The sequence below is a fragment of the Micrococcus sp. PSi08 genome (assembly GCF_054960655.1).
Genome location: NZ_JBHNYP010000040.1, coordinates 1 through 11,824, shown reverse-complemented (window position 1 = coordinate 11,824; position 11,824 = coordinate 1). Strand labels below are relative to the sequence as shown.

Here is an 11,824-nt window from a genome sequence, read left to right as displayed (position 1 = left end):
CCCCCCCCCCACCCCTGTCTCGCCCCCGGCCCGTCCGGCGCCGCCGGAGGGGGTCCCGGGCCACGGACCCCGGCGCGCTCCCTAGGATGAGGCCATGCCCACCGCCCTCGTGATCGCCGCCGCCGGCGCCGGCACCCGCCTCGGCGCCGGGCTGCCCAAGGCCCTCGCCCCCCTCGCGGACGGCCGCACCCTCCTGCACCACTGCCTGGCGTCCGTCGCCGCCGCACGCGCCGCCGGGCTCGCCCTCGACGCCGTCGTGGTGCTCACCCCGCCGGCGGAGGCCGATGCCGGCCGCGTGGCCGCCGAGGTCGACGCCGGCCCGCGCCTGGACGTGCCCGTGCACTGCGTGCCCGGCGGCGCCGAGCGCGCGGACTCGGTCCGCGCCGGACTCGCCGCGGCCTCCCGCGCTCTGGCCGACCTCGCCCCGGCGGGGGCGCCCCGCCGGGTCCTCGTCCACGACGCGGCCCGCGCGCTGACCCCGCCGAGCGTGTTCGGGGCCGTCACGGCGGCGCTCGAGACCGGCGCGGTCGCCGCGGTCCCGGGCCTGCCGCTGACGGACACCGTCAAGCAGGTCACCCCCGGACGGGGCGGCACCGACGTCGTCGCGGCCACGCCGGCCCGCGCCGCACTGCGCGCGATCCAGACGCCGCAGGGCTTCGACCTGGACACCCTGCTGGCGGCCCACGAGGCCGTGCGCACGGACCTCACGCTCGACGCCGCGGCGCTCACCGACGACGCGATGGTCATGGAGGCCGCGGGGCACGAGGTCGTGGTGGTGCCCGGCGATCCGGCCGCGTTCAAGGTCACCGCCCCCGCCGACCTCGACCTCGCCCGCCTCGAACTCGCCCGCCGCGCCCCCCAGGAGGAGGCCCCCATGGACCAGCCCGCCCGCCCCGCCGCCGCGCCCGCCCCCCTGCCGCGCGTGGGGATCGGCACCGACGTGCACGCGTGGGCACCCGAGGACGCCCCCCGGCCCCTGTGGCTCGGCGGCATCCACTGGCCCGGCGAGCGGGGCGTGGCCGCGACCTCGGACGGGGACGTGGCCGCCCACGCGGCGTGCAACGCCCTGCTCTCCGCCGCCGGCCTCGGCGACCTCGGGGCCGTCTTCGGCGTCGACCGGCCCGAGATGGCGGACGCCTCCGGCGCGGACATGCTCCGCGAAGTGCTGCGTCTGCTGACGGAGGCCGGCCTCGCCGTCGGGAACGTGGCGGTCCAGGTGGTCGCCCCCCGGCCCAAGGTGGGCACGCGCCGCGCGGAGATGGAGGCCGCCCTGTCCGCCGCCCTCGGCGGGGCCCCCGTGTCCGTCTCCGCCGCCACCACGGACCGGTTGGGGTTCATCGGGCGCAGGGAGGGGCTGGTCGGGATCGCGACCGCGCTCGTCGTCCCCGCGGCCTGAGCCCGCGCCGGCGCACCGACTAGGCTGGCAGAGCCCCGTCAGGACCCCGCCCCTCCGGAAGGACCGCGCCCCCATGGCCCAGCGCTTCTACGACACCCGCACCGCGCAGATCCGGGACTTCGAGCCCCTCGTGCCCGGCGAGGCGTCGGTGTACTACTGCGGGGCCACGGTGCAGGGCATGCCGCACGTGGGCCACGTGCGCAGCGCGATCGTGTTCGACATCCTCATCCGCTGGCTCGAGGCCACCGGGCTGCGCGTCACCTCGGTGCGGAACGTGACGGACATCGACGACAAGATCCTCGAGCGCTCGGCCGCCTCCCACGAGGCCGGCTTCGAGGCCTCGGACCTCTACCCGGCCCGCGAGCCGTGGTGGGCCCTGGCCTATCGGTTCGAGAAGGCGTTCGACGCCGCCTACCTCGCCCTCGGCGTCCGCCGTCCCACCTACGAGCCGCGCGCCACCGGCCACGTGCCCGAGATGTTCGCGCTCATCGAGCGCCTGATGGAGCGCGGCCACGCCTACCCCGCGCAGGACGGCTCGGGCGACGTCTACTTCGACGTCCGGTCGTGGGAGCGCTACGGCGAGCTCACCCGCCAGCGCGTGGAGGACATGCAGGACGCGCCCGACGCCGACCCGCGCGGCAAGCGCGACCCCCGCGACTTCGCCCTGTGGAAGGGCGCCAAGCCCGGCGAACCCGCCACCGCCGTGTGGGAGTCGCCCTGGGGGGCCGGCCGCCCCGGATGGCATCTGGAGTGCTCGGCCATGTCCACGAAGTACCTCGGCACCGAGTTCGACATCCACGGCGGCGGCCTGGATCTGCGGTTCCCGCACCACGAGAACGAGCTGGCCCAGTCTGCGGCCGCCGGTGACGGCTTCGCCCGCTTCTGGCTGCACAACGGGCTCGTCACCTACGGCGGGGAGAAGATGTCCAAGTCCGTGGGCAACACGATCTCCCCCGAGGAGATGCTCGGCATGGCCCGCCCGACGGCGGTGCGCTACTTCCTGGGGCAGGCCCACTACCGCTCCCAGCTCGACTACCGGCCCGGCGCCCTCGACGAGGCCGAGGCCGCCGTCGAGCGCATCGAGGGCTTCACGGCCCGCGCCCGCGCCGCCGGCGCCGTCCCGCCCGCCCCCGACGGGGCGCTCGCGGACCGCGTGCCCGCCGCCTTCCGCACCGCCATGGAGGACGACCTCAACGTGCCCCAGGCGCTCGCGGCCCTGCACGAGGCCGTCCGCGCCGGCAACTCGGCGCTGGCCGGGCAGGACCTCGACGCCGCGGCCGCGCGCCTGGCCGAGGTGGAGGCCATGACCGCGGTGCTGGGCCTGGACGACGTGCCCGAGGGCGACGACGCCGCGGCCGGCCCGGTGTCGGATGCCCTCGACTCGCTCGTCCGCTCGCAGATCGAGGCGCGGGCGCAGGCCCGCGCGGACAAGGACTGGGCCACCGCGGACCGCATCCGCGACGCGCTGGCCGCGGCCGGCGTCGTGGTGGAGGACGGCGCCGACGGCGCCACATGGCGCCTGGCGGACTGACACCTAGACTGGAGGGCGATCCGGCGGCGCCCCGCGTGCCGCCGCCCCCGTCCCCGGCACGCAGGAGTCCCGCCATGTCCACCGCCCCCCGCTCCGGCGGATCCCGCAAGCCCAAGGGCAAGAAGGGCCCCATGAAGGGCACCGGCGGCCACGGCCGCAAGGCGCTCGAGGGCCGCGGACCCACCCCCAAGGCCGAGGACCGGGTCTACCACAAGGCACACCGCGCCAAGCAGCTGGCCGAGCGCTCGGCCGCCAAGCGCGGCCCCGTGAAGGACCAGGTCCGCGGCCGCGTGAAGCTCACGGACGAGACGGTCTCCGGTCGCAACCCCGTGCTCGAGGCGCTGCGCGCGGGCATCCCGGCCAAGGCGCTGCACGTGGCCGTGCGCATCGAGATGGACGACCGCGTCAAGGAGGCCCTGCGCCTCTGCCTCGAGCAGGGCGTGCCGGTCCTGGAGAACACCAAGCCGGAGCTGGACCGCCTCTCCGGCGAGGCCGTGCACCAGGGCATCGTGCTGCAGATCCCGCCCTATGAGTACGCGGACGCCACGGCCCTGGCCCTCGACGCGCTCGCGAAGCACGAGAAGGGGCACCTGCGGACCCCGCCGCTGCTGATCGCGCTCGACGGCATCACCGACCCCCGCAACCTCGGCGCCATCATCCGGGCCGGCTCCGCGTTCGACGCGGACGGCGTGATCGTGCCCGAGCGCCGCTCCGTCGGCGTGACCGCCACCGCCTGGCGCACCTCGGCCGGCGCGGCCGCGCGGGTGCCCGTGGCCCAGGCCGGCAACCTGAACACCACCCTCGTCGACCTGCACAGGGCCGGCTACTTCGTGCTGGGCCTCGACGGCGGCGGGGACGTCTCCCTGCCCGGGCTCGCCCTGGCCACGGAGCCGCTCGTGCTCGTGGTGGGGGCCGAGGGCAAGGGTCTGTCCCGCATGGTGCGGGAGCACTGCCAGCAGATCGTGTCCATCCCGATCGACTCGACGATGGAGTCCCTCAACGCCTCGATGGCGGTGGGCATCTCCCTGTACGAGATCTCGGTGCAGCGCGCCGGCGGGCGCTGACCTCCACGGCGTCCCGCCCGGGATGACGGCCGGGCGGGACGCGGGTGTCGCGCACGGCGCCGACGGGGGCAGACTGTCCACGGTGACGCCGATCACATGGCAGGATGTCGCGTGAATGCGCGCACGTCTTGCCCGTGATGCGTGTCACCGCGCACAGTGTCTGCACTGTGTCCGACGGGCCCCCGTCGGCGAGCGCATCCCGCACCGCACCATCAGAACGAGGTCCGTCTCATGAAGCACCGCTCCCTCCCCCTCACCGCCGCCCTCGCCGTCGCCGCCTTCGGGCTCACGGCGTGCGGCGACTCCGGCTCCGGCGGTTCCGGCTCGTCCTCCGCCGCCGGCGGCGACGGCTCCTACACCGTGGGCATCAACCAGCTCGTCTCCCACCCGGCGCTCGACGGTGCGGCCGAGGGCTTCAAGGAGGCGTTCAAGGACGCCGGCCTGGACGTGACGTTCGAGGAGCAGAACGCCCAGGGCGAGCAGGCCACCGTCACCTCCATCGCCTCCACCTTCGCCAACGACGCGGACGTGGACCTCGTGGCCGCGATCGCGACCCCCGCCGCGCAGGGCACCGCCTCGGCCGTGAAGGACAAGCCGGTCGTGTTCATGGCGGTCACCGACCCGAAGGGCGCTGAGCTCGTGGCCTCGGACGAGGCCCCGGGCGGCAACGTCACCGGCGTCTCGGACCGCAACCCGGTCAAGGAGCAGCTGCAGCTGCTCAAGGACGTGAAGCCGGACGCCACGACCGTCGGCATCGTCTACAACTCCGGCGAGGCCAACTCCAAGGTCCAGGTGGGCCAGGCCAAGGAGGCCGGCAAGGAGCTGGGCCTCGAGGTCAAGGAGGCCACCATCACCAACTCGTCCGAGGTCCAGCAGGGCGTGCAGTCCCTGTCCGGCGTGGACGGCATCTACGTGCCCACGGACAACGCCGTCGTCTCGGCGCTGGAGACCGTGGTGGGCTACGGCAAGGAGCAGCGCATCCCCGTCATCTCGGCGGACATCGACTCCGTCGAGCGCGGCGCCCTGGGCACGTACGGCATCGACTACGAGGCGCACGGCAAGCAGGCCGGCGAGATGGCCGTGAAGATCCTCAAGGACGGCGCGAAGCCGGCCGAGCTGCCCGTGGGCTACGCCGACCCGGCCAACCTGCAGCTCGTGCTGAACCCGAAGGCCGCCGAGGCCTACGGCGTCGAGATCCCCGCCGAGCTCACGGACAGGGCCGACCAGCTCGTCGAGGGCTGATCCCGCGCCTGACCCGCCTCCGCGGCGGCCCGGACCACGAGGTCCGGGCCGCCGCGGAGCACGTCGACGGCCGGCCCACCCCGCCCGCCGTCGTCCGTCCCCCTCGCACCGCCCGAAAGGCACCCACCCCATGCTGACCGCAGTGGAACTGGGTCTGATCTACGCCGTCGTCGCGCTCGGCGTGTACCTGACCTTCCGCATCCTCGACTTCCCCGACCTCACGGTGGACGGCTCGTTCACCACCGGCGCCGCCACGGCCGCCGTGCTCATCACGGGCGGCACGCCGGTGCCCCTGGCCATGCTCGCCGCCTTCGTGGCGGGCGCGCTCGCGGGCCTCGTCACCGGCCTGCTGCACACCAAGGGCCGGATCGACGGCCTGCTCGCCGGCATCCTCACGATGATCGCGCTCTACTCGATCAACCTGCGGATCATGGGCAAGGCCAACATCCCCCTGCTCGGCCAGGACACCCTGTTCACGTGGCTCGACGACCTGGGCCTGGCCCGGAACTGGGGCTCGATCCTCGTGCTCTTCCTCGGCGTGTTCGTGGTGAAGCTGATCCTCGACTGGTTCCTGCACACGGACCTGGGCCTCGCCCTGCAGGCGACCGGTGACAACGAGGAGATGATCCGCTCGTACGGCGTCTCCACGGACCGGATGAAGATCCTCGGCCTCATGATCTCCAACGGCCTCGTGGCCCTCGGCGGCTCCCTGCTGGCCATGTACCAGGGCTTCGCGGACATCTCCATGGGCATCGGCCTCATCCTCGTGGGCCTGGCGTCCGTGATCGTGGGCCAGGCCGTGTTCGGCCAGCGCACGGTCTTCTGGGCGACGCTCGCCGTGATCGTCGGCGCCGTGCTCTACCGCCTGATCATCCAGTTCGCCCTCAACGCGGGCCTGAGCCCGAACGACATGAAGCTGATCTCCGCGGCTCTCGTCGTCGTGGCCCTGCTGCTGCCGCGCTTCGGCTTCGCCAAGCGCCTGAGCCTGCGCACTCGGGGCACGGCCGCGACCCCGGGGCCGGCCGCCGCCGCACCGGCCACCGCCGGCATGCCCCTGACCGGCGAGCCGGGCGGCGCCGCCCCCGCCGCATCCGTCCCCGAGGAGGCCCCCCGTGCTTGAGATCTCGCAGGTCTCCAAGACCTTCTTCCCGAACACCGTCAACGAGCGGCGCGCCCTGCAGGGCATCGACCTGCACCTGGCCGAGGGCGACTTCGTCACCGTGATCGGCTCCAACGGCGCCGGCAAGTCCACGATCCTGAACACGATCGCCGGCAAGCTGCTCCCGGACACCGGCACCGTGGCCGTAAGCGGCAAGGACGTCACCCGCATGCCGGACCACCGCCGCGCGGCCTCGATCGGCCGGGTGTTCCAGGACCCGACGGCGGGCACGGCACCGAACCTCACGATCGAGGAGAACATGGCCCTGGCCTGGCGACGCGGGCACGCCCGCGGGCTCTCGCGGGGCGTCTCCCGCGCCCGGCGCGCCACGTTCCGCGACGAGCTCACGAAGCTCGAGCTCGGCCTGGAGAACCGCCTCACCGCCAAGGTGGGGCTGCTCTCCGGCGGCCAGCGTCAGGCGCTGAGCCTGCTCATGGCCACGTTCTCGGGCCCGAAGATCCTGCTGCTGGACGAGCACACCGCCGCCCTGGACCCGTCCCGGGCGGAGCTGGTGACCCGTCTGACCCGGCAGGTGGTGGCCGAGCACCGGCTCACCACGCTGATGGTCACGCACAACATGTCCCAGGCCCTCGAGGTCGGCAACCGGCTGATCATGATGCACGACGGCCGGATCATCCTCGAGCTGGACGAGCAGGAGAAGGCCGGGCGCACCCCGGCGGACCTGTTGGCCGAGTTCGCCAAGATCAAGGGTGCCGTCGTGGACGACAAGACCATGCTGTCCTGAGCGCTCCGTCCGGCGCCCCCGTGTCCCCGGCCCGCCCCTCCGCCCCACGGCGGGCGGGCGGGCCGGCCGTTCTCACCGGCGCGGCCGCGGGGTAGCGTCGTGGCGTGAGCACCGCGAAGCCCGACACCCAGAGCGCCACCGCAGCCGATGTCCGCCTCCAGACCGTCACGGGGCGCATCCCGGTGACGGACGTGCAGCCCGTCGTGCTGGACGGCCGGTTCCCGGCGAAGGCCGTGGTCGGTGAGGACATCCCCGTCCGCGCCACCGTGTTCCGCGAGGGCCACGACTCCGTGCGCGCCACCGTCCGTCTGCTCGACCCGGCCGGCGCCGAGGTGCAGCGCGTGCAGATGCGTCCGGGCCGGCCCGGGCTGGACGAGGTCGTGGCCACGCTGCGGCCCGCCGAGCCGGGCCTGCACCAGTTCGTGGTCGAGGGCTGGGACGACCCGGTGGGCACGTGGAAGCACGCGGCCACCGTCAAGATCGCCGCCGGCGTCGACGTGGAGCTGATGCTCGCCGAGGGCGCCGCCCTGTTCCGCCGGGCCGCCGAGGACGCGGAGCGCTCGGCCGAGGACCGCGCCGTGTTCGAGGAGGTCGTTCGCGGCCTCGAGGACGAGTCGCTCATCCCGGCCCAGCGCCTGGCCTCCGCCGAGTCGGCGGAGGTGTCCGCCGTCCTCCACGCCCGCCCCGTGCGGGAGCACCTCACGAGCTCCGAGCTCTACCCGCTGGACGTGCAGCGCGAGCTCGCCGGCCGCGGTGCCTGGTACGAGTTCTTCCCCCGCTCCGAGGGCGCCCGCTTCGACGAGGCCTCCGGCACGTGGTCCTCCGGCACCTTCGCGACGGCGGCCCGCCGGCTCCCGGCGGTCGCCCGGATGGGCTTCCAGGTGGCCTACCTGCCGCCGATCCACCCGATCGGCACCACGCACCGCAAGGGTCCGAACAACACGCTGACGGCCGGGCCGCAGGACCCGGGCTCGCCGTGGGCGATCGGCGGGCCCGAGGGCGGGCACGACGCCGTGCACCCGGACCTGGGCACCGTCGAGGACTTCGAGGCGTTCGTGGCCGCGGCCGCGGACGAGGGCCTCGAAGTGGCCCTGGACCTGGCCCTGCAGTGCTCCCCGGACCACCCGTGGGTCACCGCGCACCCGGAGTGGTTCACCACCCGCGTGGACGGCACCATCGCGTACGCGGAGAACCCGCCGAAGAAGTACCAGGACATCTACCCGCTGAACTTCGACAACGACCCGGACGGCCTCGCCCAGGCGGTGCTGGACGTGGTGCGGGGCTGGGTGGCCCGCGGCGTGCACATCTTCCGCGTGGACAACCCGCACACCAAGCCCCTGTGGTTCTGGGAGTGGCTGATCGCAAAGGTCCGCGCCGAGGAGCCGCGCGTCGTGTTCCTCGCCGAGGCCTTCACCCGTCCCGCGATGATGCACGCCCTGGGCAAGGTCGGGTTCCAGCAGTCCTACGGGTACTTCACCTGGCGGAACACCGCCGAGGAGCTTGCGGAGTACCTCCAGGAGATCTCGCACGAGACGCCGGCGTTCTACCGCCCCAACCTCTTCGTCAACACGCCGGACATCCTCACGGAGTACCTGCAGCACGGCGGCCCGGGCGCGTTCCGGATCCGCGCCGTCGTCGCCGCCACGGCCAGCCCGCTGTGGGGCGTCTACGCCGGGTTCGAGCTGTTCGAGCACGTGGCCCGGCCGGGCGCGGAGGAGTACATCGACAACGAGAAGTACGAGTACCGCCCCCGGGACTGGGAGGGCGCGGAGGCCGCGGGTGCCTCGCTCGCCCCGTACCTCACCCGGCTCAATGAGATCCGCGCGGCGCACCCGGCGCTGGGCGACCTGCAGAACCTGACCCTGCACGCCTCGACCCACCCGGACCTGCTCGTGTTCTCGAAGACGCGCTCGGCCCGCCCCGAGGGTGCGCACCGGGACGCCGAGGCAGTCACCGACGCCGGTCCCGCGGAGGACACCCTGATCGTCGTCGTCACCACGAACCCGCACGACGTTGCCGAGGCGACCCTGGACCTGGACCTCGAGGCGCTGCGTCTGCGCCCCGAGGACCGCGACGCGTCCGGGGCCGTCGAGGTGGAGGACCTGCTCACCGGCCAGCGCTGGCGGTGGGGCCGCACCCCGTACGTCCGCCTGGACCCCCACGTCGAGCCCGCCCACGTCCTGCGGATCGTCCGGAACGGCTGAGCCGCTCCCGACGCCCGCCGTCCCCAGAACAGGAATCGCCATGACCCCGTCCGCCGCCCCCCGCCCCGCCGTCGCCCCGCTCGCCGTGGACCCGGAGGTGCTGGCCGCCGTCGCGCAGGGCCGGCACCACGATCCGCACACCGTGCTGGGCGCCCACCCGCATCCCGACGGCGCCGCGGTCACCTACCGCGTGCTGCGCCCGCTGGCGCGCACGGTCACGGTGGTCCGCGCCGGCGACGGGCAGCGGGTGGAGCTGACGCACGAGCACGACGGCGTGTTCGCGGGCGTGGCCCCGACGCCCCGCGTGGCCGGGGCCGCCGCGGGCGACTACCGCGTCGAGGTGGCGTACGAGACCGAGGACGGCACGACCGGCCCCGTCCAGGAGCAGGACGACGCGTACCGGCACCTGCCCACGCTCGGCGAGCTGGACCTGCACCTGATCGGGGAGGGCCGGCACGAACGGCTGTGGGAGGTGCTCGGCGCCCGCGTGGTCCGCACCTCCGCCGACGAGGCCGTCGGCACGGCCTTCGCGGTCTGGGCGCCGAACGCGCGGGCCGTGCGCGTGGTGGGCGACCACAACGGCTGGGACGGCCGGACCCACGCCATGCGGTCCCTCGGCTCCTCCGGCGTGTGGGAGCTGCTGGCGCCCGGCGTCGGTCACGGCGACCGCTACAAGTTCGAGATCCTCGGCCGGGACGGGCTCTGGCGGCAGAAGGCGGACCCGATGGCCCGCTGGACGGAGGTCCCCCCGGCCACGGCCTCGCGTGTGCTGGAGTCCGACTACGCCTTCGGGGACCGCACCTGGATGGAGCGCCGCCGCGTCACGGACCCGCACGAGCGCCCGCTGAGCATCTACGAGGTGCACCTGGGCTCGTGGCGGCCCGGGCTCGACTACCGCGAGCTGGCCGAGCAGCTCGTGGAGTACGTGCAGTGGCTGGGGTTCACGCATGTGGAGTTCCTGCCGGTCGCGGAGCATCCGTTCGGCGGGTCCTGGGGTTACCAGGTGACCGGCTACTACGCCCCCACCTCCCGGTTCGGCTCCCCGGACGAGTTCAAGCACCTGGTGGACGCGCTCCACCAGGCGGGGATCGGCGTCATCGTGGACTGGGTGCCGGCGCACTTCCCGAAGGACGAGTGGGCGCTCGCGCGCTTCGACGGGACCGCCCTGTACGAGCACCCGGACCCGCGGCGGGGCGAGCATCCGGACTGGGGCACCCTCGTGTTCGACTTCGGCCGCACCGAGGTCCGCAACTTCCTCGTGGCCAACGCGCTCTACTGGCTCGGCGAGTTCCACATCGACGGGCTGCGCGTGGACGCCGTCGCCTCGATGCTCTACCTGGACTACTCGCGCGAGGACGGGCAGTGGGAGCCCAACGTGCACGGCGGCAACCACAACCTCGAGGCCATCGACTTCCTGCGCGAGGTCAACATGACCGTGTACCGCCTGCACCCCGGCGTCCACATGATCGCGGAGGAGTCCACGGCCTTCTCCGGGGTGACCGCTCCCGTGGACGCGGGCGGTCTCGGCTTCGGCAAGAAGTGGAACATGGGCTGGATGCACGACACCCTGGCCTACCTGTCCCAGGACCCGGTCAACCGCCGGTGGCACCACGGGCAGTGGACGTTCTCCATGGTGTACGCCTACTCGGAGAACTACGTGCTGCCGCTGTCCCACGACGAGGTCGTCCACGGCAAGGGCTCCCTGCTGAGCCGCATCCCGGGCGACCGCCGGCAGCAGCTGGCCACCCTGCGCGCCTACTACGGGTACATGTGGGCGCACCCCGGCAAGCAGCTGCTGTTCATGGGCGGGGAGTACGCGCAGCCGAGCGAGTGGTCCGAGGGCGAGGGCCTGGACTGGCCCGTCTCGTGGGACGAGGCGCACCGCGGGGTCCAGCTGACGATCCGGGAGCTCAACGCGCTCTACCGCAGCAAGCCGGCGCTGTGGTCGCTGGACCACAGCCCGGAGGGATTCGCGTGGGTGGACGGCGGCGACGCCGACGGCAACACGCTCGTGTTCCTCCGCATGCCCGCGGCGCAGGTGGTGCCGGAGCCGCGGATCGACGACGACGGCGACGCGGCCCCGGCCGCCGAACCGGGCGGCGCCCCGCTGCTGTGCATCACCAACCTCTCGGGGTCGCCGCGTCAGGGGTTGCGCGTGGGGGTGCCGTCCGCGGGGGAGTGGACGGTGGTGCTGGACACGGACTCAACCGACTTCCACGGTGACGGCTGGCGGGAGCAGACCGGCCAGTCCGAGGTGATCGCTGCCCATGAGGGCCAGTGGCAGGGCCAGCCTGCCCACGTCACGGTGAACGTGCCGGCGCTGACCACCCTGTGGCTCCAGCCGCACCCGGACTCGACGGTCACGCCCTGACGCGTGGTGCACGTCACGATCGACGGTCTTGGCGCGGGAGTGCCAAACCGAGTCGGACGCCATCGAGGAATCCGCGAGAACACGCGGAAGCCGACCGTCCGCCCGGGGCTGC

At 73.8% G+C, this 11,824-nt stretch carries 8 protein-coding genes; all 8 read left to right on the top strand.

Annotation, left to right across the window (positions count from 1 at the left end):
- Positions 1-94 precede the first annotated feature (94 nt).
- The 8 genes from ispF (at position 95) to glgB (ending at position 11,712) form a co-directional block, all read left to right on the top strand.
- Positions 95-1,396, top strand: coding sequence for a 2-C-methyl-D-erythritol 2,4-cyclodiphosphate synthase (ispF, locus tag ACFI33_RS11195; protein ID WP_095347529.1), 1,302 nt, complete (start codon positions 95-97; stop codon positions 1,394-1,396).
- Between the two features lie 73 nt (positions 1,397-1,469).
- Entirely contained in the window at positions 1,470-2,927 is a 1,458-nt protein-coding gene (gene cysS / locus ACFI33_RS11190; RefSeq protein ID WP_095347530.1) for a cysteine--tRNA ligase, read from the top strand.
- 74 nt (positions 2,928-3,001) lie between these two features.
- Positions 3,002-3,991, top strand: coding sequence for a 23S rRNA (guanosine(2251)-2'-O)-methyltransferase RlmB (gene rlmB / locus ACFI33_RS11185; protein WP_036317879.1), 990 nt, complete (start codon positions 3,002-3,004; stop codon positions 3,989-3,991).
- Between the two features lie 231 nt (positions 3,992-4,222).
- Positions 4,223-5,233 (top strand): ABC transporter substrate-binding protein, encoded by a 1,011-nt coding sequence (locus tag ACFI33_RS11180; protein WP_127435280.1) that lies wholly within the window; start codon positions 4,223-4,225, stop codon positions 5,231-5,233.
- A gap of 130 nt (positions 5,234-5,363) precedes the next feature.
- Positions 5,364-6,353, top strand: coding sequence for an ABC transporter permease (locus tag ACFI33_RS11175; RefSeq protein WP_036341456.1), 990 nt, complete (start codon positions 5,364-5,366; stop codon positions 6,351-6,353).
- Complete coding sequence (locus ACFI33_RS11170) at positions 6,346-7,137, top strand: ABC transporter ATP-binding protein (RefSeq protein ID WP_002855120.1); 792 nt, start codon at positions 6,346-6,348, stop codon at positions 7,135-7,137. The genes ACFI33_RS11175 and ACFI33_RS11170 overlap by 8 nt, the downstream gene beginning before the upstream one ends.
- Before the next feature lie 104 nt (positions 7,138-7,241).
- Entirely contained in the window at positions 7,242-9,341 is a 2,100-nt protein-coding gene (locus tag ACFI33_RS11165) for an alpha-1,4-glucan--maltose-1-phosphate maltosyltransferase (RefSeq protein ID WP_127435279.1), read from the top strand.
- A 40-nt stretch (positions 9,342-9,381) separates the two neighbouring features.
- Positions 9,382-11,712 (top strand): 1,4-alpha-glucan branching protein GlgB, encoded by a 2,331-nt coding sequence (glgB, locus tag ACFI33_RS11160; protein ID WP_036341447.1) that lies wholly within the window; start codon positions 9,382-9,384, stop codon positions 11,710-11,712.
- The last annotated feature ends 112 nt before the right edge of the window (positions 11,713-11,824 follow it).